Here is a 24,912-nt window from a genome sequence, read left to right as displayed (position 1 = left end):
AAACACTCCTGTAAATTTCGGGTCTGGCGGGTTTGCGCTGTTCGTTCCCTGCGCGCTCAGACACAAGTAACTATCTTCAAATTTCGTTGTCACACAACTGTAGCTGCGGAGTGTTTTAAACTCTCACGAGGATAGCTACTATAGAGACCGGCGCAAAGAAAAGCGTCACAAAATAATGGTGTGACCAACAGTTCATGGATGAAAGGCTCTTAATGCTTATCGGCATCGCGGTTAACTTATTGGGAAGCAAATGTTTATGGTAATGCGGTTGAAAAAAACGGTGATCGCCCTGTGCCTGGGCAGCCTGTTCGCTGGCACAGTCCTCCCCGCAGGAGCCGACGACAGTTCATTCTGGTCGACGCCCGTTGGTTCTTCATCCCAAAACACCCGTTCACCGTCAGCGCCCGTGTCGAGCGATCAGCTTCCCGACATCGGCACCACCGCAGGCGGGACGCTCAGTATTAATCAGGAATTGCAGATGGGCGATTTTTACGTCCGTCAGATGCGCGCCAGTACGCCGCTGATTAACGATCCACTGCTGAATCAATACATTAACGCGCTCGGGCAACGTCTGGTCGCCCACGCGTATTCCGTCCGCACGCCTTTCCATTTCTTTATCGTCAATAACGATGAGCTGAACGCCTTTGCCTTCTTCGGCGGCAACGTGGTTCTTCACTCCTCGCTGTTTCGTTATACCGATAACGAAAGCCAGCTGGCTTCGGTGATGGCGCACGAAATTTCTCACGTAACGCAACGCCATCTGGCGCGTGCGATGGAAGATCAGCAGCGTAACGCGCCGCTGACCTGGGTTGGTGCACTCGGATCGATTCTTCTGGCAATGGCCAGCCCGCAAATGGGGATGGCGGCGCTGACCGGCACGCTGGCCGGAACCGCGCAGGGGATGATCAGCTTCACGCAGGCCAACGAACAGGAAGCCGACCGCATCGGGATCCAGGTGTTGCAGCGTTCCGGCTTTGATCCGCAGGCCATGCCCGCATTCCTGCAAAAGCTTGCCGATCAGGCCAGTTATTCGACGCGTCCGCCGGAAATGCTGCTGACGCACCCGCTGCCGGACAGCCGTCTGGCCGATATCCGTAACCGCGCCAACCAGATGCCACATCTGTTCGTCCAGTCGTCACAGGACTACGTGATGGCGAAAGTGCGTATCCTCGGGATGTACGGCTCAGAAAGCTATCCACTTTCCGATGACTATCTGCAAAAGCTGAGCAACGGCAATGTACGCGAGCAGCTGGCGGCGAAATATGGCCACGCATTGCTGTTCTATAAAGCGAAAAAATTCGATCAGGCGCGCGCCATTCTTGAGCCGCTGCTGACGACCTATCCGGGCAACGAATGGTTGCTCGATTTGTCCACCGATAATGACATCGACAGCAAACGCGCTCCGCAGGCGATCGCCCGTCTGGAGCAGGCCGGTGCGGCGACCAGTTCCAACCCTGTTTTGCAGCTGAACCTGGCAAATGCCTATCTGGAAGGTGCGAAACCGGCCAACGCCATGAAAATCCTGAACCGTTATACGTTCAATTATCCGGGCGACCCGAACGGCTGGGATTTATTGTCTCAGGCCGCTGCCGCGCAAGGCTTGCGTGCGCAGGAACTGGCCGCGCGCGCTGAAAGTATGGCGCTGGTCGGGCGTCTGGATCAGGCAATTGAAATGCTGAGTAATGCCAGCGCATTGCAGAAATTAGGCAGCCTGGAACAGGCCCGTTACGACGCACGTATTGATCAGCTCCGCCAGTTGCAGGGGCGTTTCCGTCAGTATCAGAAAGGCTGATGTCTGAATCTATCAGGGAGAAAGTTATGTCAGGTGAAGTTGCGATTTATCACAATCCGCGCTGCTCGAAGAGTCGCGAAACGTTGAAACTGCTGGAAGATGAAGGCATTACGCCGGAAGTGATCCTGTATCTGGACACGCCTCCGTCTGTCGAAACGTTGCAAGGTTTGCTGAAAAAGCTGGGATTCAGCTCTGCGCGGGAATTAATCCGCAAAGGCGAGGAAATTTATAAAACGCTGAATCTGGCCGATAAAAGCCTGAGTGAAGCTCAGCTTTTGCAGGCGATGGTGGAAAACCCGAAACTGATTGAACGTCCGATTGTGATTGCCAACGGCAAAGCGCGTTTAGGCCGGCCGCCGGAACAGGTGAAAGAGATTTTGTAATCCCCGCGTCAAATTCGGGTTCGCCACACGAACCCGGATCCTCTCCGGTCAGCCCTGATTTACAGCCCCAGAATTTCTTTCACAAACGGGATCGTGAGTTTCCGCTGCGCTGTAATCGAGGCGCGATCGAGCTGATCTAACGTCATGAACAATGTCCGCATTTCGCGATCCAGACGTTTTAACAGGAAACGGCCCACATCCTCCGGCAATTCAAACCCGCGCAGTTTGGCGCGCAGCTGTAATGCCTGAAGTTTTTCTTCATCGGAAAGCGGCTGGAGTTTGTAGATTTGCCCCCAGTCGAGACGGGAAGCGAGATCCGGCAGGCTGAGATTCAGCTGGCGCGGAGGACGGTCGCCGGTAATAAACAGGCGCGTGCGACCGGTTTCGAGAATGCGGTTATAAAGATGGAAAACGGCCGCTTCCCATTCATCATCTCCGGCAATCCCTTCGATATTATCAATGCAAACCAGCGCCAGATGCTCCATGCCGTCCAGCACTTCAGGGACGAAATAAGCGCGCTTGTCTAAAGGCACGTAACCCACGGCTTCACCGCGTTGCGATAATTCGGCGCAGGCAGCGTGTAAAAGATGGCTGCGGCCACCGCCTTCGCGGGACCAAAAATAGATATACGTGCCGTGTTCCTGATGCAATGCGGTCTGAATCGCAGAAAGCAGAGAAGAGTTTTCCCCCGGATGAAAACTGGCAAAAGTCTCATCATCGGGCAGATAAAGTGGCAGGGAAAGCTGTGCCGGCGTATTCAGAAGCACCTCAACCAAAGCGGTATGAAGACCGCAGATGTTGTCACGTCAATAAAAGGAACTGCCGAATTCTAGCAAGGATCCGCGGTGAAATGAACTGTGCCCGGTGCAACCGCTTGCGATCCGAGCACCTGACCGGTTGCGCGCTGGCAAACCGGTCAGGAATGATCACCCTCAGACTGGCGGATTTTCCCGCTCGTCTTCGATATCAATGATCTGTTCTTCGCCGCGGAAAATCTCGATCACTTTGAACAACAGGCTCAGGAAGATACCGACAATCGTGGCCAGCGCCATGCCTTTCAGCTCCGCCGCACCGATGTGGATCTTCGCGCCGCTGACGCCGATGATCAGGATCACCGCAGTCAGGATCAGGTTCTGCGCTTTGTTGTAATCCACTTTAGATTCAATCAGCACGCGGATACCGGACGCCCCAATCACGCCATACAACAGCAGGGAAACGCCGCCCATCACCGGAACCGGAACGGCCTGAATTGCCGCGGCCAGTTTCCCGATACACGAAAGCAGGATTGCCAGAATCGCCGCGCCGCCGATAACCCAGGTGCTGTAAACCTTGGTGATCGCCATCACGCCAATGTTTTCGCCGTACGTGGTATTGGGGGTAGAACCGAAGAAACCGGACAACACGGTAGAAAGGCCGTTTGCCAGCATCGAACGGTGCAGGCCCGGATCACGCAGCAAATCTTTCTTCACGATGTTCGCTGTCACGACTAAATGCCCGACGTGCTCGGCAATAACCACCAGCGCCGCAGGCAAAATGGTCAGGATCGCCACCCATTCAAAACGCGGTGTATAGAAAGTTGGCAGAGCAAACCAGTGCGCGTTTGCGATCGCAGAAACATCCACGACACCCATAAAGAAAGACAGCGCATAACCCACCAGCACGCCAATCAGAATCGGGATAATGGCCAGGAATCCACGGAACAGCACAGAGCCCAGAATAGTCACCGACAGCGTCACCAGAGAGATGATGATCGTCTTGGAATCCACCGGTACGCCGTCAGCCGGCAGCAAACCGGCCATATTGGCAGCCACACCGGCCAGCTCCAGCCCGATGACGGCAACGATTGCGCCCATCGCCGCAGGCGGGAACATTACATTAATCCAGCCAATCCCGGCTTTCTTAACAATCAGCGCCACCAGGCAGAACAACACACCACAGGCAATAAATCCGCCCAGCGCCACTTCATACCCCATCGGTAACAGCAACAGCACCGGTGAAATGAACGCGAAACTTGAACCCAGATACGCCGGTATTTTGCCTTTACAGACAAATAAATACAGCAAAGTCCCTATGCCATTGAACAGCAGCACCGTTGCCGGGTTAATTTTGAACAGAATGGGAACCAGAACGGTGGCACCAAACATGGCAAACAGATGCTGGAAACTCAGGGGGATTGTCTGCAGTAAAGGCGGACGCTCGCTTACCCCGATGACACGACGGGTCATAAATTGATCCTCTGTGAATGATGACGAGTAAAAAAAAATCAAAAAAAAGCCGACTTCTCAGTCGGCTATTGCTTGCTGCTTATTTGGTACCAAATATCTTGTCGCCCGCATCGCCGAGCCCCGGCATGATGTAGCCTTTCTCGTTGAGCCCCTGATCTACTGAGGCGGTGTACAGCTCGACGTCCGGATGCGCAGCTTCGAGAGCGGCGATCCCTTCCGGTGCCGCTACCAGCACCAGAACTTTAATGCTCTGGCAGCCCGCTTTTTTCAGCAGGTCGATGGTTGCAATCATGGAACCGCCTGTTGCCAGCATCGGGTCAACCACCAGCGCCAGACGTTCTTCGATGTTAGAAACCAGCTTCTGGAAATACGGCACAGGCTTCAGGGTTTCTTCATCACGGTACACACCCACCACGCTGATACGTGCGCTCGGGACGTGTTCCAGTACGCCTTCCATCATGCCCAGACCGGCACGCAGAATGGGCACAACGGTAATTTTCTTGCCCTTGATCTGGTCGATTTCAACCGGACCGCACCAGCCTTCGATAGTGACTTTTTCAGTTTCTAAATCGGCAGTCGCTTCATACGTCAGAAGACTACCCACCTCAGAAGCCAGTTCGCGAAAACGTTTCGTGCTGATGTCGTTTTCACGCATCAGGCCCAGCTTGTGTTTCACCAGCGGGTGTTTCACCTCGACGATCTTCATTGTTTATTCTCCTAAGGTGGTTGGGCTGCAAAAAAAATCGCGAGATTATAACGCCATTTTTTTTGAACGCCACTGCCAATTGCCTGATCTGGATCATCAGGAACCCGGTTAGAGTATAGACAGCCTGAAAACATCATCCGAATAAGGCGCTCGCAAACGTTTGCTTCCACTGTTAGAATTGCCCCGCATTATTTTTCAACCACCAACCCAAACCGCCGTGGGGACTTCGCAGTGACCGACAAAACCTCTCTCAGCTATAAAGACGCAGGCGTAGATATCGATGCCGGTAACGCATTGGTAGACCGCATTAAAGGTGTAGTAAAACAGACCCGTCGCCCGGAAGTTATGGGTGGATTGGGCGGTTTTGGTGCTCTCTGCGCGCTGCCGCAAAAATACCGCGAACCCGTGCTGGTTTCAGGTACCGACGGCGTTGGCACCAAGCTGCGTCTGGCCATGGATTTAAAACGCCACGATACCATCGGTATCGACCTGGTCGCGATGTGCGTCAACGATTTGATCGTTCAGGGCGCTGAACCGCTGTTCTTCCTCGATTACTACGCCACCGGCAAACTGGACGTTGATACCGCCGCCAGCGTGATCACCGGTATTGCAGAAGGCTGTAAGCAGTCTGGCTGTGCGTTAGTGGGCGGCGAAACCGCCGAAATGCCGGGGATGTACCACGGCGAAGATTACGACGTCGCGGGCTTCTGCGTCGGCGTGGTGGAAAAATCAGAAATTATCGACGGCAGCAAAGTGGCTGACGGCGACGTGTTGATCGGCCTGGCCGCCAGTGGCCCGCATTCCAACGGCTATTCGCTGGTGCGCAAAATTCTGGAAGTCAGCAAAACCAATCCGGAAACCACCGATCTGGCAGGCAAATCGCTGGCCGACCATCTGCTGGCACCGACCAAAATTTACGTGAAATCGATCCTGAATCTGATCGAAAACGTCGAGGTGCACGGTATCGTCCACCTGACCGGCGGCGGCTTCTGGGAAAATATTCCGCGCGTTCTGCCGGAAAATACTCAGGTCATCATTGATGAATCAAGCTGGCAGTGGCCAGACGTCTTTACCTGGCTGCAAACCGCCGGTAACGTCAGCCGTCACGAAATGTACCGTACCTTCAACTGTGGCGTTGGCATGCTGGTTGCACTTCCGGCTGAGCTGGCTGAACAGGCGATTGCTTTACTGAACGATAATGGCGAAAAAGCGTGGAAAATTGGCTACATTAAAGCCTCTGACTCCGCTGAACGTGTTGTCATCCAGTAATTCAACTCACTGAAGACAGGTATAGAAATGAAAAGGATTGTGGTTCTGGTATCGGGCGAGGGAAGCAATTTACAGGCCCTGATCGATGCCTGCCAGCAGGGAAGAATCAACGCAGAAATCTGCGCTGTTTTCAGCAATAAATCCGCCGCTTACGGGCTTGAAAGAGCCCGTTCTGCCCACATTCCGGCGCATGCGCTGGATGTCAAAGCCTACGAAGATCGCGCTGCGTTTGATGTCGCACTGGCCGATGCCATCGACACGTTCCGGCCCGATCTGGTGGTACTTGCCGGGTATATGCGTATCCTCACCGCAGAATTCGTTCAGCGCTTTGCCGGACGGATGATCAACATCCACCCTTCCCTGTTACCGAAATATCCGGGCCTTCACACTCACCGCCAGGCGATTGAAAATCAGGATGCCGAGCACGGCACGTCGGTGCATTTTGTCACAGAGCAGCTTGATGGCGGCCCTGTCATATTGCAGGCGAAAGTCCCGGTGTTTACCGAAGACACAGAAGAAGAGCTGGTGGCGCGTGTGCAAACACAGGAACACAGCATTTATCCGCTGGTGGTCGGCTGGTTTGTTGATGGACGTTTGTCCCTGCAAAATGGTCAGGCGTTACTGGATAACAATCCACTACCTGAACAGGGTTACGCGGCGGATTAATCTGCTTAAACGCGATGATTTCACTATAAACCGGCCCCGTGCCGGTTTTTTATTTTCTGTCATTTGACACTTGTTTACATTTCACCCGATATAATGCCCATCCCGGCGCACGTTTAAACGTCGTTTGTGCGCCGACCTTCATCTGAAACACGGTTGTTTCAGATCTCATATTCACGAAGGTTACCTCAGGTAAAACGGCTTTTTGATTTTTTGAGGAACACCCCATGTTTAGCAATAACAGCGTCAGATTACGTCCACTGGAAAAGGATGACCTGTCGTTTGTTCACCGTCTTGATAATAACGCCAGCATCATGCGTTACTGGTTTGAAGAGCCTTACGAGGCGTTCGTCGAACTGACAGATCTCTATAACAAACATATTCATGACCAAAGCGAGCGTCGCTTTATTATTGAATTCCAGGGCGGACCGGTCGGATTAGTCGAACTGGTCGAAATTAATCATATTCACCGCCGCGCGGAATTTCAGATAATCATCGACCCGCAGCATCAGGGCAAAGGCTTTGCCGGTGATGCCGTCCGTCTGGCCATGGATTATGCCTTCTCCGTTCTGAACCTCTATAAGCTGTATTTAATCGTCGACAAAGAAAATAAAAAGGCGATTCATATTTACAGCAAACTCGGATTTGAACTGGAAGGCGAACTGAAGCAGGAATTCTTTGTGAACGGCGAATATCGCAGCGCCATCCGCATGTGTATTTTCCAGCCGCAGTTCCTGGCGAAATACAAAACCAAGCCTGTTCAGGTCAAAACTGAATCACTTATTGGTGCCAGCGCTGTCTGATTTCGTATAAAACCCTTACCGGTGAGGGTGACAATGCCTTCACCGGCAAGACTTTTCCCGCGTTTTAGCCGCATTTATTCCCCCTGCAAAAACTCTCCTGAATTCATCCCCTGTAGTGTTGGACTTTCCTGTCAATCTTTCGCAATATTGGTAGTAGACACTAGGCCCTCTCACAAAAGGCTTCCTGTTGCGCCCGGCTTTTAAACAGACGGGTAACATGAAGATCACGTTGAGCTAAATTGCGGTGTTTTCAGGCAAATTTGCCTGTATGGGCCAGGTTGTAAGCCAAATGAACGGAGTGAAAATGGGTCAGGAAAAGCTTTATATCGAGAAAGAACTAAGCTGGCTGTCCTTCAATGAGCGCGTGTTGCAGGAAGCGGCAGACAAAAGTAATCCCCTGATCGAAAGGATGCGTTTTTTAGGGATTTATTCCAATAACCTGGATGAGTTTTATAAAGTCCGCTTTGCTGATTTAAAACGGCGGATCCTCATCAGCGAGGAGCAGGGTTTTCTTGGCGCGTCCCGTCATTTGCTGAAAAAAATTCAGGCAAAAGTGCTTCGTATCGATCAGGAATTCGACAGTCTCTACAACGATTTACTGCTGGAAATGGCACGTAATCAAATTTTCCTGATTAACGAGCGTCAGGTGTCGGAAAACCAGCAAGCCTGGTTGCGTCAGTATTTCAAACATCAGCTGCGCCAGCACATTACGCCAATCCTCATTAATCACGACACCAATCTGGTGCAGTTCCTCAAAGACGATTACACCTATCTGGCGGTAGAAATTATCCGCGGCGAAGAGATTCATTACGCCCTGCTGGAGATCCCGTCCGATAAAGTTCCGCGTTTCGTCAACCTGCCGCCGGAAGCGCCGCGCCGCCGCAAGCCGATGATCCTGCTCGATAACATTCTGCGTTATTGCCTCGACGACATTTTCAAAGGCTTCTTCGATTACGATGCGCTGAATGCCTATTCGATGAAAATGACCCGTGACGCCGAATACGATCTGGTCACGGAAATGGAATCCAGCCTGCTGGAACTCATGTCATCGAGCCTGAAACAGCGTCTGACCGCCGAGCCGGTGCGTTTTGTTTATCAGCGCGACATGCCGGATGAAATGGTGGAATTGCTGCGCGGCAAGCTCGGGATTTCCAACTACGATTCTGTGATCGCCGGTGGCCGTTACCACAATTTCAAAGATTTCATTGGCTTCCCGAATGTCGGCAAAGCCAATCTGGTCAACCGCCCTCTGCCACGCCTGCGTCATTTGTGGTTCGATAAATTCCGTAACGGTTTTGCCGCTATTCGTGAGCAGGACGTGTTGCTGTATTACCCGTACCACACGTTTGAGCACGTTCTCGAACTGTTGCGCCAGGCATCGTTTGATCCGAACGTTTTATCGATAAAAATCAATATTTACCGCGTGGCGAAAGACTCACGCATTATTGAATCGATGATCCACGCCGCGCATAACGGCAAGAAAGTGACGGTCGTTGTTGAATTGCAGGCGCGTTTTGATGAAGAAGCTAACATTCACTGGGCGAAACGTCTGACGGAAGCCGGTGTACACGTTATTTTCTCTGCGCCGGGTTTGAAAATTCACGCAAAACTCTTTCTTATCTCGCGCCGCGAAGGCGATGAAATTGTCCGCTATGCTCATATTGGGACCGGTAACTTTAACGAGAAAACCGCGCGGCTTTATACCGACTATTCGCTGCTGACCGCCGATGCGCGTATCACCAACGAAGTTCGCCGCGTCTTCAACTTTATTGAAAACCCTTACCGCCCGGTTTCTTTCGAACATCTGATGGTGTCGCCGCAAAACTCGCGCGACATGCTTTACCGCCTGATCGACAAAGAGATCGCCAACGTACAGGCTGGCGGAACCGGCGGCATTACATTGAAGATCAACAACCTGGTGGACAAAGGGCTGATTGATCGTCTGTATGTTGCGTCGAATGTGGGCGTCAAAATCCGCCTGCTGATCCGCGGCATGTGTTCACTGGTGCCCAACTTGCCCGGCTTCAGCGAAAACATTCAGGTCACCAGTATCATCGACCGCTATCTTGAACACGATCGCGTTTATGTCTTTGAAAATGGCGGCGATACCAAAGTCTTCCTGTCTTCCGCTGACTGGATGACCCGAAATATCGATTACCGCATTGAAGTGGCTGTCGCCCTGCTCGATCCGCGCCTGAAACAGCGCGTTCTGGACATTCTCGAACTCCTGTTCAGCGACACGGTAAAAGCCAGAGTGATTGATAAAGAACTGAGCAACCGGTATGTTCCACGCGGAAATCGTCGCAAAGTGCGCGCACAACTGGCGATTTACGAATATCTCAAAGATCTGGAACAACAAAGTCAGCAAGCCTGAACCCCTGGAGCGTTACACAACTATGCCCCTTAAAAGCAGCAGCCCATTGAATGCCAAGCCACAGGAAATTGCTGCGATCGACCTCGGATCGAACAGTTTCCATATGGTGATCGCCCGCGTCGTTAACGGCGCATTGCAGGTGCTGGGACGCCTGAAACAGCGCGTTCACCTGGCCGATGGCCTCAACAATAAAAATGTGCTCAGTGAAGAAGCCATTCAACGCGGGCTGGATTGCCTGGCTTTATTTGCTGAACGCCTGCAGGGTTTTCCGGAAAATAACGTCACTATCGTTGGAACCCATACGCTGCGTCAGGCGGTGAATGCTGAGGAATTCCTCAAGCGCGCCGCTGAAGTGATTCCGTATCCGATAGAAATTATTTCCGGTCAGGAAGAAGCACGTCTGATTTTTATGGGCGTTGAGCACACGCAGCCGGAAAAAGGCCGCAAGCTGGTGGTCGACATTGGCGGCGGTTCGACTGAACTGGTCATCGGCGAAGATTTCGAGCCGTTACTGGCCGAAAGCCGCCGCATGGGCTGCGTCAGTTTTGCGCAGATGTTTTTCCCGGACGGTGAAATCAGCCGCAGCAATTTCAAACGCGCTCAACTCGCCGCCGCACAGAAACTCGAAACGCTGGCGTGGCAGTATCGACTGCAAGGCTGGCAGTATGCGCTGGGCGCCTCAGGCAGTATCAAAGCCGCCCATGAAGTGCTGGTCGAAATGGGTGAAAAAGACGGTCTGATTACCCCTGAACGGCTGGAAATGCTGACCGAAGCGGTGCTGAACTTTAAGAATTTCAGTGCACTGGAGTTACCGGGCTTATCAGAAGATCGTCAGTCGGTATTCGTTCCCGGCCTGGCGATTCTGCGCGGCGTGTTTGATGCGCTGGCGGTGAAAGAATTACGCCTTTCCGACGGCGCGCTGCGTGAAGGCGTGTTGTATGAAATGGAAGGCCGGTTCCGTCATCAGGATATCCGCACCCGCACGGCGAAAAGTCTGGCCGAGCATTACAATATCGACCGGGAACAGGCGCGCCGCGTGCTGGAAACAACCGAACAGTTGTATGCCCAATGGCTGGCGCAAAATACCAAACTGGTGCAGCCGCAGCTCGAATCTCTGCTGAAATTCAGCGCCATGCTGCATGAAGTCGGCCTGAGCATCAACCACACCGGCATGCACAAGCATTCTTCATATATCCTGCAAAATACCAACTTGCCGGGCTTTAATCAGGAACAGCAAACGCTGCTGGCGACGCTGGTGCGTTTCCACCGCAAAGCCATCAAGCTGGAAGAACTGCCGCGCCTGAATTTGTTCAAGAAGAAGCATTACATTCCGCTGATTCAGCTGCTGCGTCTGGGCGCGTTGCTCAACAACCAGCGCCAGTCGACAACCACGCCGGAATCCCTGCGGTTATCGACCGATGATAATCACTGGACGCTGCGTTTCCCGGCCGGATATCTGGCCCAGAACAACCTGGTCCAGCTCGATTTCGAACGCGAACAAAGCTACTGGAACGATGTCACGGGCTGGAAACTGATGCTCGAAGAAGAAGACGCTGAGCCTTCTGACAAATAAATCCACACAATAAAAAAAGCCCTCTGGCATTTTGTGCTCAGAGGGCTTTTTACTGTTCAGCGTTCTGATAAATCAGTTTTTTTGAAATTCCAGCAGCGAGGCCAGCGGCTGGGGCTTGCCCACCAGATACCCCTGCATATAATCCACGCCCAGTGCGTGAAGTGCCGCTTTCTGCTCTTCGGTTTCCACGTATTCCGCCACAATCGACAGATGTTTCATGCGCGCCACCTGACAAATTGACTGCACGATGTAACCGTCCAGCGGATCAGTCAGCATGTTGCGCACAAAACTGCCGTCAATCTTCAGAATATCGGCCTGAATCGCCTTGAGGCGGCCATAACTGGCGTAACCGGTGCCGAAGTCGTCAATCGCAATCCGGCAGCCGTAAGAGCGCAGTTCACGCATCGCATAATCCGCATATTTCATATTTTGAAGTAAATGCGATTCCGTAACTTCTAAAACGATCTGGAACGGTTCGATCTCAAATTCCAGCATCAGCGTTTTAAAATCACGGGTAAACGTCGGGCGGCACAGCGTGGATGGCGTAAAGTTCACGGCAAAACGCAGGCTGGGAAGACGCACGCGGTTCTGATGAATAAACATCAGCGTATGCCGAAGAACCCACATATCCATCTGATAAGAAAGACCAAACTCATGCACCACCGGCAGGAATTTATCCGGCGTCACCAGTGATTCCTGTTCGCCATCAAACAGGCGCAGCAGAATCTCATGATAACTGTCGCCGCGCACGCCCAGTATCGGCTGCGCCATCAGCACAAAGCGGTCATCATCAAGGGCACGCTGGATTTTATGCAGCATGTCGACTTTCTCTTTAATCTCCAGCTGAACCTGACTGTGGTCGCTTTTATTGGATTCCGGCTGGCCGGTGGTCAGGGAAACTTCCGCAATACCACTGAGTTCGCCGAGCAAAATCGGCAAATGTTCAACCGGCGAATAGACCGTGCAGTAGGATAAACCGATGTTCGGATGCAGCGGCAGACCGTTCCAGATCAGCCGGAAATCTTCCAGATAATCATGCAAATACTGAAGCTTTTTATCGGCGTCTTCGCAGTTTAACCGCAGAACCAGATCATATCCCGGCAGATGGTAAACCCGCTCACTGTCCTGTAAATACGGTTTCAGGCCCAGCGCCAGCTGCTGTTTAAACTGGATACGCAGCTGCATGCCGTAGTTGCGGCTCAGCACGTCCATGTCGGAAACGCGGATGAAGCACAACATTGAGCGCGGATGGCGGGCCAGATCACGGTTAAACGCGCGCAGGTTGGGCAGACCAAAGACCGGATCCTGCAACGCCGCAGCGCTGAATTTTTTCATCAGCAGACGCTGACGGGAAGAAAGCACCGACATGAGCAACAGCGTCACGGTATAAACCAGCATCAGCGCAGAAACAAAGACCAGATTATGTGTAAACCCGTGTTCAGAGATAAAGCCCTGATAGTTATTGAATAAGACGGTAAGCGTAACCGTCCAGACGATGCTGATGAAGTAATAGCCATAACGCAGCGCGCCGAACAACAGCACCGGGAACAGCAGCGTCAGCGTGTAGTCGCTGAGCAAAATCTTGGTAAACGGCTCGCTGAGACCCGGTATGCACAGCAGCGTCACCATGAAGATAAGCACAACAAACCACAGCAGCACTTCGAGACGTTTCACGCCCGGCGCACGCTGTTTTCTCAGCATCATGCGCAGCACGCGGAAATAACGCGGCTGACGGATCAGGCGGATAACCAGATAAATAACGTGCGAGTTAAGCAAGATCCCCAGAATCATTGCCTGCAAATTGACCAGCGTTCTGAGGGTGACAAACTCTGCGGTCGCCATGCCCAGATAACCGGGCAAAAGCCCGCTTTCCACGACAATCTGCAAGACGATCATAAAAAAGAACGTCAGGAAAATCAGCAGCCAGCCGACACGGGCTTTTGCCAGCGTCATCAATCCCAACGGTGCCGACCAGCGGTTCCCGGCCTGCCAGCGATAGCCCAGCCACGCGAGAAACAGTGACGTGAAATAAATCACCGTCATCAGCACGCTCATGTCGAAGCCGACCCGCAGGTAATAACGCAGGAAAAGCGTGAGGACAATGCCGGGGAAAGCCGCCCAGTCAAATACCATCAATAAGGCAACGCACGTTGCCAGCGGCATGTATATCAGATACGTCCGGCCTTCCGGCAGCATAATGATCGGCGAAAGCCATGACGTCACTGGGATCAATACCAGCGCGCAAATAACAGGAAGTCCCCACCATTTGTGGCGCAGGTCATGCCAGGAGAAATTTTTACGCATCAAGTCCATCTACGTTTGCGCATGAGTTTCATGCAGCGGTGAGTGATTTAGCATCTGACAGGCAGCAGACAGGCAGTCCGGCTGTAATGTCGACGGCTCCGCTCTCATGTTTCGTTGTAAAATGTCATTTCACAGAAAAGTGAAGAAGAAAATAGAATACAGCTGACGAAAGCCATGTCGCAGATATTTAAAAATATGGCTGGATTCTAATGCGACTTATCTTAAATCTTTTGATGCAGATCATTAAACAGAATCTTTACGATTTTCACTAAAAATCATCTAAAACAAATTAATCACGCGATGAATAAGATGAAAAATCTTATTTGAATTAGCACTATGAAAAATGAGGAAAATTGGCCGCGATACTCTGTCTCCGGCACGATAAAACCTCAGATTTGTCAGTTTTTCCGATTATCTGGTTGCCTGTTTAGTTCTGTTATATATTGTAAATATTATCATTTGTCCTCTTTCATTCCCGCCACCGGAGCAAAGACTCACTTAAGCGATCTTAATTATGTCTCGAAAATCCAACATCAAGATGACGAAAATCGTTTTATCGATAAGCTTCATTATTTTGTTCGGGCGTCTCGTCTACTCAGCTATCGGCGCGTATACGCATCATCAGAACCAAAAACAGCCTGAAACGCCAACCGAAACCCGACAAGATCAGACACCCGAAAAAACATGTACCGGCACGCTGAAAAGTTGCCGCTACTTCAAGGAATAAGGATCTCTAATGTCTGCCGAAAAACCTAAGAATTACGGCCAAAAGCTGGCGGAAAGCCGCAGCAGGATCCTCGATCTCCTTCTGAATACCGACAATCTGGCTGAGAGCATTCTGGGCGAAGACCCGGATGTGGATGACGCAACGCGCGCAACGCTGATGGATAACACCGCCGAACTCAGCGCGCGCGTACAAAAACTGCATGCGGCGGACGTCGCGGACGTGCTGGAAGCATTACCCATCCGCGAACGTCTGGCGCTGTGGAGCCTGGTTGAGCCGTCGGCGCGCGGTAAAGCGCTGGTCGAAGTTTCAGAAACTGTCTGGGACAGCCTGATTGAAGAGATGAGCGATAAAGACCTGCTCAAAACCATGTCGCTGCTCGACGTGGACGATCAGGTGTATCTCGCCGAATACCTTCCGCGTGATCTGATTGGCCGGGTTCTGACGTCGCTCGACCCGCGCCAGCGCGATAAAGTCCGCGAAGTCATGAAGTTCAGCAAGGAATGCGTGGGCCGTATCATGGATTTCGAGCTGCTGAGCGTCCGCCCGGATGTCACGCTGGGCACCGTGCAGCGCTTTCTTCGCCTGCGAAAAACCATTCCGCAGGCGACCGATAAGTTATTCATTACCGACCGGAAAAATACGCTGCTCGGCGAACTCCCGCTGACCACGATTTTGCTGAACCCGCCGCATACGCCGGTTTCCGACGTCATGATCACCGACTTCACCAGCTTTGAGCCGGAAGATAAGGCCGAAGACGCGGCCAGCGCGTTTGAACGTTATGACCTGATTACCGCCCCGGTGGTGGATAAAAAGGGCAAACTGATGGGACGTCTGGCGGTGGAAGAGATTGTTGATTTCGTGAATAACGACACCGACAGCAATCTGCGCCGCATGGGTGGTCTGAGCCCGGAAGAGGATGTGTTTTCTCCGGTCAGCAAAGCCGTGCGAAACCGCTGGGCGTGGCTGGCCATCAATTTGTGTACAGCGTTTGTCGCCTCGCGCGTGATCGGCCTGTTTGAACATACCATTTCGCAGCTGGTGGCGCTGGCCGCACTGATGCCGATAGTTGCCGGGATTGGCGGTAACACCGGCAACCAGACGATTACCATGATTGTCCGCGGGCTGGCACTGCACCACGTTCAGGTGGGCAACCTGAAATTTCTGATGTTCAGGGAGCTTGGCGTTGCGCTGATTAACGGCCTGGTCTGGGGCGGGCTGATGGGCGTCGTCACCTGGTTGCTGTACAGCGACTGGCAAATGGGCGCGGTGATGACGCTGGCGATGGTGCTGAATCTGCTTCTGGCCGCGCTGATGGGCGTGGTGATCCCTCTGACCATGGTTCGCCTTGGCCGTGACCCTGCCGTGGGTTCCAGCGTGATGATCACCGCGCTGACTGACACCGGCGGTTTCTTTATCTTCCTGGGTCTTGCCACCATTTTCTTGCTTTAACGCACACTTTCCGGCTTTCGGGCCGGAATATTCGTTATCTATTACAACGTAATGTAGAATTTATATTAATAATTCATTCTGATTTTCCGATACTGATAACATGCCGCCGCGCGATCCCCACACTGCCGCGACGAGTAAAAAATAGAACAACAGCTATTACCGCATTTGTTTGTCATTAGCCGCCGGTCAGAAAAGGGTTTTCATCGTGGAAAGAAGCCAACCACCTTCTCTCATTGTTCACAGGGCAGACTGGAAAGCCCCGCTGCTTTTAGGCATTGCTATCTGCCTGCTGGCGCTCGCGTGCATGAACATTATTCAGAGACAGTCCAGCCTCGCGGGTTTATGGCTGCCGACGGCGTTGCTCATCCCGGTTCTGTTCCATCACCATTATCGCCAGTGGTTGCCGTTGCTTTGCGCCGCGTCTCTGGGTATTGCTGCTGCCCACGCGGTCATGGGCACGCCGTTCCCGCGCTATTTCCCTTATCTGCTCAACAACCTGATTGAAGCGTCTTTGTGTGCCGTATTGTTGCGCCGGATGTTGCCGCAGCAGGATCCGCTTTCCGGTCTTGGTTCCTGGGTGAAGTTTTTGCTGATTGCCGTGGTTTTCTGCCCGCTGGTCAGTTCTGTGATCATGATGCTCTTTATCCTGCACATTCATTCACCGGGCGAATTGCAAAACCGTTTTGCCACCTGGTTTATGTCTGAGGCCGTGGCGATCCTGGCACTCACGCCGCTGGGGCTGATTTATCAGCGCGGTTATTTCAGCAAAAACCTTACTTCTCAGCGTTTTTTTGAGCTGGCTCTGACACTGGTTCTGACGCTGATCGCCGGTTTTCTCGCACTGAAATGGCTGCCTTACACCTTCGCGTTTATCACCATTCCGCTGCTGTGGTGCGCCATCCGTCTGCCGCGCATTGAAGCCTTTATTATTTTCCTCTCGATGACACTGATGATTGCCCTGCTGCACACCAGCGGGATTATCAGCGTTCAGCCCCATACGGTGATGCAAATCCCGCAGGGCTTAATTTTCCTGCCGCTGCTGCTGATCCTCATGCCTGCCAATGCGATGGCCATGGCCATGCATTCCCTGCGCATGGAGAAATCGCACATTACACAGAGCGAAAATCGCTTCCGCAACGCCATGGAATATTCGGCCATCGGGATGACGCTGGTTTCCCCGCAGGGAAAACTGCTCCAGGTCAACAAGGCGCTGTGTAACCTTTTGGGTTATGAAGCGGAGTATCTGACTACGCTGTCATTTCAGGAAATTACCTATCAGGAAGACTTAGGCAAAGATCTCACGTTGTTCCAGCAGCTGCTCGATGATGAAATCCAGAGCTACACCATGGAAAAACGCTATTTATGCCGCAACGGTGAAATCGTCTGGGCATTGCTGGCGGTTTCGCTGGTGCGCGATGAACACCATAATCCGCTGTATTTCATTTCTCAGGTTGAGGATATTAACGAACTCAAACACACGGAAATGACCAACAAACGGCTGTCGGAAGCGCTGCATGAAGAAAAAGAGCTGCTGCACATCACCCTGAATTCGATCAACGAAGCCGTGATTTCCACCGACCGGAATATGAATATTACGTTCATGAATCCGGTGGCGGAGAAAATGACCGGCTGGGCAGAACAACAGGCGCAGGGGCAGCCGGTGAACCGGATCGTGCTGATCAGTAAAGGGCCGGACGGGCCGCTTATCGACAACCTGCTGCAATTTGATATCAACGAAAACCTGCACTCTTCCGTGGAACGTTCCCTCGTACTGCACGGCCACGACACCGGTTTGTTTGATGTCCAGCTGGCCGTTTCGCCGCTGCGCACGCTGAAAGATGAGCCGATCGGTATCGTGCTGGTGCTTCAGGACGTCAGTAAATCCCGCGAGCTGATGCGCAAACTCAGCCACAGCGCGTCCCACGATTTACTGACCGGGCTGGCTAACCGCGGCAGTTTTGAATCGAGCCTGAAAAAAGCACTGAACCTGACAGCGACGCGTCATCAGGTTCACACGCTGGCGTTTATCGATCTCGACCGTTTCAAAGCGATCAATGACAGCGCGGGCCACGCGGCGGGCGATGAGTTATTGCGTCAGCTGAGCGCGCTGATGCAGGAACATATCCGCAACAGCGATCGGCTCGCGCGTCTGGGTGGTGATGAATTTGCGCTGATTCTGTTTGATTGTCCGATGGAACAAGGGCTCGGCATGGTTCAGCAACTGGTGGATAAGATCAACGCGTACCACTTTATGTGGGAAGGGAAAATGTACCGTATCGGCGCCAGCGCAGGTCTGACGCAAATTTGTAATCCGCATATCAGCGGCAGTGAATTTATGGCGCAGGCCGATATGGCCTGTTATACCGCTAAACGTAACGGCCGCGGGCAGGTTTTCAAATACGAAGCTGACCAGAAAACCGCGACCGCCCACGCGCCGCAATCCTCGTCGCCGCCTCAGAACGGAACGGAGTAGTCAGGGCAAATCAGGCTGCCAGTCATTGTTAAACCATAAATGCAGCGTGGCGTAAGTGCGCCACGGTTTCCAGACTTCGGCGTAACGGGCGATTTTCCCCGGCGTCATTCCGGGAAACCGCTGCTTAATCAGATAATCGCCGCCCAGAAAAACATCCGGCGCAGACCAGGCACGCATCGCCACATAACTCGCCGTCCAGCTGCCAATGCCCGGCATCGCCAGCAACTGTTTTACGCCGTCCTGCACATCTTTCATTTCATCGAGCGGCAAACGCCCCGCTTCCACTGCCTGCGCAATTCCAATCAAACAGGCAGCACGCTTTGCCTGCACGCCGATCCCACGTAAATCCTCCACGGTCAGCCGAGCCACAATCGCGGGGGTCGGAAAAAGATGCGTCAGCGCCGGGAAAGGCGTGGTGACAGGCTCGCCCCACTTTTCCGTCAGGCGGGTGGCGAGCGTCGCCGCCATTTTTACGCTGACCAGTTGCCCGAGGATTGCCCTGATCGTCAGCTCAAACCGGTTAACGCAGCCCGGCAGTCTCAGGCCCGGCGAGTTTTCGGCGAGCCGCCCCAAACCTTGCGCAATCGCGTCCGGCTGCGCGTCGAGGTCCAGCAACCGCCTCACCTGCTGCGCTACATTTTCTGCAACCGGAGCCAGCGAAGGCGAAACGTCCAGCTCGACAACGTTTTTCTCCGGCAACGGACGCAGCCGCAACCAGCCGGTCAGCCGCTTTCCGTTGTGTATGACGGCCAGCGTGCGCTGGTAAAACTCGCCATCCTGCTGCTCGACGCCCTGCAAGGCGCGTGCGCCAAGAAAAGCGGTCATCCACTGCCAGTCGTACGGCGGCTGATAAGCCAGAAGCGTTTTTGTCACAGAACGATCCTTATAAAAAAGCCTCCGCAAAGGAGGCTTTATGAAACCAAAAGTATGAAGGAGATTATTTTCTGCGCCAGGTGGTTCCGTTGGCGCCATCTTCTAAGACGATACCCATTTCATTCAGACGGTCGCGCGCTTTATCGGCCATGCCCCAGTCTTTGCTGGCACGGGCGTCGTTACGCTGTTTGATCAGCGCTTCGATTTCAACCACTTCTTCGTCGTTATCCGCCTGCGCACCGGATTTCAGGAACTGCTCCGGATCCTGCTCCAGCAGACCCAGAACGCCCGCCAGCTGGCGCAGCTCTGCGGCCAGACCGTTTGCCGCAGTCAGATCTTCGGTTTTCAGACGGTTGATGTCACGCGCCATATCAAACAGCACGGAATACGCTTCCGGTGTGTTGAAATCGTCGTCCATCGCCGCGCGGAAACGGGCCACGAACGCGTCACCGCCGGCTGGCGTTGCGCTGGCATCTGTGCCGCGCAGTGCGGTGTACAGACGTTCCATCGAGGTACGTGCCAGTTTCAGGTTTTCTTCGCTGTAGTTCAGCTGGCTGCGATAGTGGCCAGACATCAGGAAGTAACGTACGCTTTCCGCGTCGTAATATTTCAGCACGTCGCGCACGGTGAAGAAGTTATCCAGTGATTTGGACATTTTCTCACGGTCAATCATGACCATACCGGAGTGCATCCAGGTATTCACATACGGGCCGTCGTGTGCGCAGCTTGACTGCGCGATTTCGTTTTCGTGGTGCGGGAACATCAGGTCAGAACCGCCACCGTGAATATCAAAATGCGCGCCCAGCTGCTTGCAGTTCATCGCAGAACATTCGATATGCCAGCCCGGACGGCCTTCGCCCCACGGAGAGGTCCAGCTCGGTTCGCCCGGTTTGGACATTTTCCACAGCACGAAATCCATCGGATTACGTTTCACGTTGGCTTCAACTTCCACGCGCGCACCGGCCTGAAGCTGATCCAGATCCTGGCGGGACAACAAACCGTAATCCGGATCGCTTTCGACCCAGAACATCACGTCGCCGTTTGCCGCAACGTATGCGTGATCGCGGTCGATCAGCTTCTGCACGATATCGATGATTTCAGCAATGTGCTGCGTGGCGCGGGGTTCAGAATCTGGCGGCAAAATATTGAGCGACGCAAAATCTGCGTGCATTTCAGCAATCATGCGGTCGGTTAATGCCGTAAAAGATTCGCCATTTTCAGCGGCACGTTTAATGATTTTGTCGTCGATGTCGGTGATGTTACGCACATATTTCAGGTCATAACCGAGGTAACGCAGGTAACGCGATACCACGTCGAAAGACACAAAGGTGCGACCGTGGCCAATATGACACAGGTCGTAAACAGTGATCCCACACACGTACATCCCGACTTTACCGGCATGAATTGGCTTGAATTCCTCTTTTTGGCGACTCAGGGTATTAAAAATCTTCAGCATCAGGCTATTCCGTGTGTTGGGCGTAGAAAATGACGTTGGCGCCTTTTCGGCGTCACTAAGGCTCATAATATAACGAAAATGGCTTTACCGAAACGGCATAAGGCCGCCGGACGGGCTTTAGTCACCACAAAGCCAGTGCTGACGGCAACTTTTGAGTTATGGTATAAGAAAAGGCTATAGTAGCCGCTCTGACAGAGAGCACACATTAACATTAGCAGGATGATAAATATGGTCACTTTCCACACCAACCACGGCGACATCGTCATTAAAACCTTCGCTGACAAAGCGCCAGCCACGGTTGAAAACTTCCTGAACTATTGCCGTAAAGGCTTCTACGACAACACAATTTTCCACCGTGTGATTAACGGTTTCATGATCCAGGGCGGCGGTTTTGAGCCAGGCATGAACCAGAAAAACACCGACGCACCTATCGATAACGAAGCGGATAACGGCCTGAAAAACACCAAAGGCACGCTGGCTATGGCGCGTACCAATGACCCGCATTCAGCTACCGCACAGTTCTTCATCAACGTCACTGACAACGATTTCCTGAACCACAGCGGCAAAAACGCGCAGGGTTGGGGTTACTGCGTATTTGCAGAAGTGGTTGAAGGTCAGGACGTGGTTGACGCGATCAAAGCCGTGAAAACAGGCCGCAGCGGTATGCACCAGGACGTTCCAAAAGAAGATGTTGTGATCAAAAGCGTCACCATCAGCGAATAATTAGCGTCGGGATGACCACGTTTTTTATCGCAGATATCCATCTTTGCGCACAGGAACCGGCAATCACTGCCGGTTTTCTGCGTTTTCTTCGCGAAGATGCGCCGCAGGCCGATGCGCTGTACATTCTCGGGGATTTATTCGAAGCCTGGATTGGCGACGATGACCCGGAACCGTTACACGCAGAAATCGCTGCGGCGTTAAACCAGCTCCGCCAGCAAGGCGTCCCCTGCTTTTTCATCCACGGTAACCGCGATTTTCTGCTCGGCAGACGTTTTGCGCGTGAAAGCCTGATGACGCTGCTGCCGGAGAAAAAAGTTCTCGAGCTTTATGGCCGCCGCGTGCTGATCCTGCACGGCGACACGCTGTGTACCGATGACATTGCCTACCAGAATTTCCGCAAAAAAGTTCACAACCCGTTTATCCAGAAATTATTCCTGATGCTGCCCCTGAAATGGCGGCTGGCGATTGCCGCAAAAATGCGCGCCAACAGTAAAGCGTCTAATCAGGGAAAATCGCTGGAGATTATGGACGTGAATCCGCAGGCGGTGATCAGTGAAATGCAGGCGGCAGGCGTCGAGTGGATGATCCACGGCCACACGCATCGCCCGGCTATTCATGACGTGCCTTTAGAAAATAAAACCGGCCACCGCGTGGTATTAGGCGCATGGCACGAAGAAGGCTCAATGGTGAAAGTCACCGCCGATAACGTGGAACTGATCAGCTTCCCGTTTTAAGGCTGCAAACGGGTACGCCTGAATGAAAGCGGAATTGCTCATCCGGCGACAAAATCAGTTCCGCTTCAATCCGGCCAAACTCCTCCACGCGTTCACTGATATCGGTTCCCGCATACTGCTCCGCCAGCGCCAGATAATCGGCAAAATGACGTGATTCTGAGCGCAGCAGCGACGTATAAAATCGCGACAGCGTTTCATCCAGATACGGCGCTATTTTGGCGAAACGCTCGCAGGAACGGGCTTCGATATACGCTCCGATAATCAGCCGGTCGACCAGAATATTCACATCATCATGATGCCGCGTATGCTTAATCATGCCACTGGCGTAGCGCGACGGCGAAAGCTGGGTGTAAGCGATATTGCGCTTTTGCATGATTTCCACCACCTGTTCAAAGTGGTGAAGTTCCTCGCGGGCCAGGCGCGCCGCACAAAACAGCAGCTCGGTGCGATCCAGATATTTTGTCATCAGGCTCATGGCCGTGGCCGCCGCTTTTTTTTCACAGTTGGCGTGGTCAATCAGCAACACCGTCTGATTTTCCAGCGCAACATCCACCCAGAGAGCCGGTGTTTCACAGTGAAGAAAATCGTAAATCGGTGCCAGTAAAGCCTGCGTCATAGTTCAGTTTCCAGTGGGGATGGCGAATATTATCGTGCCTGGGATTATACAAATCTGCTGCGCACTTCTCATCAAAAATGCACCGTATTCCGGCTACGCAACCGTTTTCCTTGCTTCGTGAGCGTGATATCATTTGCGCCCTCGCACGCTTTAAATCCGAATCACAGGAGCTATACAGACATGTCATCCAACGTTACCCCGGCAAAAATCGCCATCGTTATGGGGTCTAAAAGTGACTGGGCGACCATGCAGTTCGCCGCCGAAGTGCTCACAACGCTGAATATTCCTTTCCATGTCGATATCGTCTCCGCACACCGCACGCCGGACAAATTGTTCACCTTTGCTGAACAGGCTTCCGCTAACGGGTTTGATGTGATCATCGCAGGTGCTGGCGGCGCGGCGCATTTGCCGGGCATGCTGGCGGCGAAAACGCTGGTGCCGGTGCTCGGCGTGCCGGTGCAAAGCGCCGCCCTGAGCGGCATCGACAGCCTGTATTCTATCGTCCAGATGCCACGCGGCATTCCGGTCGGTACGCTGGCGATTGGTAAAGCCGGAGCCGCCAACGCCGCCCTGCTCGCTGCACAAATTCTCGCACTCCATGATACCGAAATTGCTGAAAACCTGGCCGCGTGGCGTGTCGCACAAACGGATGAAGTGCTGAATAATCCCGATCCGAGGGAAGAAGCATGAAACCGGTTTGCGTACTCGGAAACGGTCAGTTAGGCAGAATGCTGCGTCAGGCCGGTGAACCGCTGGGGATCGCCGTTTATCCGGTCGGTCTGGATGCGGAGCCGGAAGCGGTGCCTTTTCAGCAAAGCGTGATTACGGCTGAAATTGAACGCTGGCCGGAAACCGCCTTAACCCGCGAACTGGCAACGCATAATGCGTTCGTTAACCGCGATATTTTCCCGCGTCTGGCCGATCGCCTCACGCAAAAACAGTTACTCGACCAGCTCGGTCTGGCGACCGCGCCGTGGCAGTTGCTGGCCGGTGCCGCTGAATGGCCGCAGGTTTTCGCCACGCTCGGTGAACTGGCGATTGTGAAACGTCGCGTCGGCGGTTACGACGGCCGCGGGCAATGGCGTCTGCGTTCCGGCGAAGAAACCGCGCTGCCGCAGGATTGCTACGGTGAATGCATCGTTGAGCAAGGCATCAATTTCTCCGGCGAAGTTTCACTGGTTGGCGCACGCGGTCACGACGGGAAAACCGTCTTTTATCCGCTGACGCACAATCTGCATCAGGACGGTATTTTGCGCACCAGCGTTGCACTGCCGGAGCCGGACGCTGCGCTGCAACAGCAGGCAGAAAGCATGCTGTCGGCGATTCTGAACGAACTGAATTACGTCGGTGTGATGGCAATGGAATGTTTCGTGGTTGCCGAAGGTTTGCTCATTAATGAACTGGCACCACGCGTTCACAACAGCGGGCACTGGACGCAGAACGGCGCATCCTACAGCCAGTTCGAAATGCACCTGCGCGCAATCCTCGGGCTGCCGCTGCCGAAACCGGTGGTCAGCACGCCGTCAGTGATGGTCAATCTGATTGGCACCGATGTATCAGAACAATGGCTGAACCTGCCGCTGGTGAATCTGCACTGGTACGAGAAAGAAGTGCGTCCGGGTCGTAAAGTCGGACACCTGAATCTCAACGACGCCAGCGCCAGTCTGCTGAAAGAAAACCTGAACGCACTGGTGCCGATGTTGCCGGAAGAATACGCCAGCGGAATCGCCTGGGCCGTTGAGAAGCTTTAAATCCAACGGCTCTCCCCT

20 protein-coding genes and 1 pseudogene are annotated in these 24,912 nt (G+C 53.2%); 14 read left to right on the top strand and 7 right to left on the bottom strand.

What is annotated here, in order from left to right; all coding sequences use genetic code 11:
- Window positions 1-415: 415 nt before the first annotated feature.
- Together KWG64_RS00530 and arsC are read left to right on the top strand one after the other, a co-directional pair.
- Window positions 416-1,792, top strand: a pseudogene (locus tag KWG64_RS00530) (M48 family metalloprotease); the annotation flags it as partial.
- 26 nt (window positions 1,793-1,818) lie between these two features.
- Window positions 1,819-2,175 carry an arsenate reductase (glutaredoxin) gene (gene arsC, locus KWG64_RS00525; protein ID WP_218520632.1) on the top strand — a complete coding sequence of 119 codons (357 nt, stop codon included), beginning with the start codon at window positions 1,819-1,821 and terminating at the stop codon, window positions 2,173-2,175.
- Window positions 2,176-2,234: 59 nt separating this feature from the next.
- Here arsC and hda read toward each other — a convergent pair whose 3' ends face one another.
- The 3 genes from hda to upp form a co-directional block, all read right to left on the bottom strand.
- A complete protein-coding gene (gene hda / locus KWG64_RS00520) occupies window positions 2,235-2,942 on the bottom strand; it encodes a DnaA inactivator Hda (protein ID WP_104924777.1) in 708 nt (235 codons plus the stop codon).
- 165 nt (window positions 2,943-3,107) lie between these two features.
- On the bottom strand, window positions 3,108-4,400 hold the full coding sequence (uraA, locus tag KWG64_RS00515; protein ID WP_195814259.1) for a uracil permease: 1,293 nt from the start codon (window positions 4,398-4,400) through the stop codon (window positions 3,108-3,110).
- Window positions 4,401-4,479: 79 nt separating this feature from the next.
- Window positions 4,480-5,106: a uracil phosphoribosyltransferase gene (gene upp, locus KWG64_RS00510; protein WP_104922995.1), complete on the bottom strand. Its 627-nt coding sequence runs from the start codon at window positions 5,104-5,106 to the stop codon at window positions 4,480-4,482.
- 231 nt (window positions 5,107-5,337) lie between these two features.
- Between upp and purM the strand changes: the two genes are divergently transcribed.
- From purM to ppx, 5 genes are all read left to right on the top strand, one after another.
- Window positions 5,338-6,375 carry a phosphoribosylformylglycinamidine cyclo-ligase gene (gene purM, locus KWG64_RS00505; RefSeq protein ID WP_104922996.1) on the top strand — a complete coding sequence of 346 codons (1,038 nt, stop codon included), beginning with the start codon at window positions 5,338-5,340 and terminating at the stop codon, window positions 6,373-6,375.
- 27 nt (window positions 6,376-6,402) lie between these two features.
- Entirely contained in the window at window positions 6,403-7,041 is a 639-nt protein-coding gene (purN, locus tag KWG64_RS00500; protein WP_218520631.1) for a phosphoribosylglycinamide formyltransferase, read from the top strand.
- A gap of 224 nt (window positions 7,042-7,265) precedes the next feature.
- Entirely contained in the window at window positions 7,266-7,841 is a 576-nt protein-coding gene (speG, locus tag KWG64_RS00495) for a spermidine N1-acetyltransferase (protein WP_218520630.1), read from the top strand.
- Window positions 7,842-8,145: 304 nt separating this feature from the next.
- Window positions 8,146-10,215, top strand: coding sequence for a polyphosphate kinase 1 (ppk1, locus tag KWG64_RS00490; protein WP_152327933.1), 2,070 nt, complete (start codon window positions 8,146-8,148; stop codon window positions 10,213-10,215).
- A 22-nt stretch (window positions 10,216-10,237) separates the two neighbouring features.
- Window positions 10,238-11,788 carry an exopolyphosphatase gene (gene ppx, locus KWG64_RS00485; protein ID WP_152327932.1) on the top strand — a complete coding sequence of 517 codons (1,551 nt, stop codon included), beginning with the start codon at window positions 10,238-10,240 and terminating at the stop codon, window positions 11,786-11,788.
- Between the two features lie 72 nt (window positions 11,789-11,860).
- Here the strand turns inward: ppx and KWG64_RS00480 are convergent, their stop codons facing one another.
- Window positions 11,861-14,092, bottom strand: coding sequence for an EAL domain-containing protein (locus KWG64_RS00480; protein ID WP_255562058.1), 2,232 nt, complete (start codon window positions 14,090-14,092; stop codon window positions 11,861-11,863).
- Between the two features lie 514 nt (window positions 14,093-14,606).
- On the opposite strand from KWG64_RS00480, the gene KWG64_RS00475 reads away from it, so the two are divergent.
- From KWG64_RS00475 to KWG64_RS00465, 3 genes are all read left to right on the top strand, one after another.
- On the top strand, window positions 14,607-14,819 hold the full coding sequence (locus KWG64_RS00475; protein ID WP_195823612.1) for a YfgG family protein: 213 nt from the start codon (window positions 14,607-14,609) through the stop codon (window positions 14,817-14,819).
- Between the two features lie 9 nt (window positions 14,820-14,828).
- Window positions 14,829-16,268, top strand: coding sequence for a magnesium transporter (mgtE, locus tag KWG64_RS00470; protein ID WP_195823613.1), 1,440 nt, complete (start codon window positions 14,829-14,831; stop codon window positions 16,266-16,268).
- Between the two features lie 205 nt (window positions 16,269-16,473).
- Entirely contained in the window at window positions 16,474-18,741 is a 2,268-nt protein-coding gene (locus KWG64_RS00465) for a PAS domain S-box protein (RefSeq protein WP_218520628.1), read from the top strand.
- On the opposite strand, the gene alkA is transcribed toward KWG64_RS00465, so the two are convergent.
- Complete coding sequence (gene alkA, locus KWG64_RS00460; RefSeq protein ID WP_255562057.1) at window positions 18,742-19,614, bottom strand: DNA-3-methyladenine glycosylase 2; 873 nt, start codon at window positions 19,612-19,614, stop codon at window positions 18,742-18,744.
- 64 nt (window positions 19,615-19,678) lie between these two features.
- Window positions 19,679-21,070, bottom strand: a complete 1,392-nt coding sequence (cysS, locus tag KWG64_RS00455) for a cysteine--tRNA ligase (RefSeq protein WP_218520626.1) — start codon at window positions 21,068-21,070, stop codon at window positions 19,679-19,681.
- Window positions 21,071-21,298: 228 nt separating this feature from the next.
- On the opposite strand from cysS, the gene ppiB reads away from it, so the two are divergent.
- Window positions 21,299-21,793, top strand: a complete 495-nt coding sequence (gene ppiB, locus KWG64_RS00450; protein WP_152327925.1) for a peptidylprolyl isomerase B — start codon at window positions 21,299-21,301, stop codon at window positions 21,791-21,793.
- A gap of 11 nt (window positions 21,794-21,804) precedes the next feature.
- Window positions 21,805-22,527 carry a UDP-2,3-diacylglucosamine diphosphatase gene (gene lpxH, locus KWG64_RS00445; RefSeq protein WP_218520625.1) on the top strand — a complete coding sequence of 241 codons (723 nt, stop codon included), beginning with the start codon at window positions 21,805-21,807 and terminating at the stop codon, window positions 22,525-22,527.
- On the opposite strand, the gene KWG64_RS00440 is transcribed toward lpxH, so the two are convergent.
- A complete protein-coding gene (locus KWG64_RS00440) occupies window positions 22,511-23,143 on the bottom strand; it encodes a tRNA-(ms[2]io[6]A)-hydroxylase (RefSeq protein ID WP_195823618.1) in 633 nt (210 codons plus the stop codon). The two genes, lpxH and KWG64_RS00440, sit on opposite strands and share 17 nt — an antisense overlap.
- A gap of 180 nt (window positions 23,144-23,323) precedes the next feature.
- On the opposite strand from KWG64_RS00440, the gene purE reads away from it, so the two are divergent.
- Both purE and purK read left to right on the top strand, forming a co-directional pair.
- Window positions 23,324-23,833: a 5-(carboxyamino)imidazole ribonucleotide mutase gene (purE, locus tag KWG64_RS00435; RefSeq protein WP_195814268.1), complete on the top strand. Its 510-nt coding sequence runs from the start codon at window positions 23,324-23,326 to the stop codon at window positions 23,831-23,833.
- Entirely contained in the window at window positions 23,830-24,894 is a 1,065-nt protein-coding gene (gene purK / locus KWG64_RS00430) for a 5-(carboxyamino)imidazole ribonucleotide synthase (RefSeq protein WP_195823619.1), read from the top strand. The genes purE and purK overlap by 4 nt, the downstream gene beginning before the upstream one ends.
- Window positions 24,895-24,912 lie beyond the last annotated feature (18 nt).

Origin of the sequence: Rahnella sp. PD12R (genome assembly GCF_019200965.1) — a bacterium.
GTDB classification, from domain to species: domain Bacteria; phylum Pseudomonadota; class Gammaproteobacteria; order Enterobacterales; family Enterobacteriaceae; genus Rahnella; species Rahnella laticis.
The sequence above is the reverse complement of the archived record's forward strand: the minus strand, read 5'-3'. Positions and strand labels throughout refer to the sequence as shown.

Excerpts from the sequence above, each read along its gene's own strand:
- ppiB (WP_152327925.1), top strand. The coding sequence starts at position 21,299 with ATGGTCACTTTCCACACCAACCACGGCGACATCGTCATTAAAACCTTC.
- purE (WP_195814268.1), top strand. The coding sequence starts at position 23,324 with ATGTCATCCAACGTTACCCCGGCAAAAATCGCCATCGTTATGGGGTCT.
- KWG64_RS00440 (WP_195823618.1), bottom strand. The coding sequence starts at position 23,143 with ATGACGCAGGCTTTACTGGCACCGATTTACGATTTTCTTCACTGTGAA.
- purK (WP_195823619.1), top strand. The coding sequence starts at position 23,830 with ATGAAACCGGTTTGCGTACTCGGAAACGGTCAGTTAGGCAGAATGCTG.
- ppx (WP_152327932.1), top strand. The coding sequence starts at position 10,238 with ATGCCCCTTAAAAGCAGCAGCCCATTGAATGCCAAGCCACAGGAAATT.
- cysS (WP_218520626.1), bottom strand. The coding sequence starts at position 21,070 with ATGCTGAAGATTTTTAATACCCTGAGTCGCCAAAAAGAGGAATTCAAG.
- lpxH (WP_218520625.1), top strand. The coding sequence starts at position 21,805 with ATGACCACGTTTTTTATCGCAGATATCCATCTTTGCGCACAGGAACCG.
- uraA (WP_195814259.1), bottom strand. The coding sequence starts at position 4,400 with ATGACCCGTCGTGTCATCGGGGTAAGCGAGCGTCCGCCTTTACTGCAG.
- ppk1 (WP_152327933.1), top strand. The coding sequence starts at position 8,146 with ATGGGTCAGGAAAAGCTTTATATCGAGAAAGAACTAAGCTGGCTGTCC.
- KWG64_RS00480 (WP_255562058.1), bottom strand. The coding sequence starts at position 14,092 with ATGCGTAAAAATTTCTCCTGGCATGACCTGCGCCACAAATGGTGGGGA.
- speG (WP_218520630.1), top strand. The coding sequence starts at position 7,266 with ATGTTTAGCAATAACAGCGTCAGATTACGTCCACTGGAAAAGGATGAC.
- arsC (WP_218520632.1), top strand. The coding sequence starts at position 1,819 with ATGTCAGGTGAAGTTGCGATTTATCACAATCCGCGCTGCTCGAAGAGT.
- mgtE (WP_195823613.1), top strand. The coding sequence starts at position 14,829 with ATGTCTGCCGAAAAACCTAAGAATTACGGCCAAAAGCTGGCGGAAAGC.
- upp (WP_104922995.1), bottom strand. The coding sequence starts at position 5,106 with ATGAAGATCGTCGAGGTGAAACACCCGCTGGTGAAACACAAGCTGGGC.
- purN (WP_218520631.1), top strand. The coding sequence starts at position 6,403 with ATGAAAAGGATTGTGGTTCTGGTATCGGGCGAGGGAAGCAATTTACAG.
- KWG64_RS00475 (WP_195823612.1), top strand. The coding sequence starts at position 14,607 with ATGTCTCGAAAATCCAACATCAAGATGACGAAAATCGTTTTATCGATA.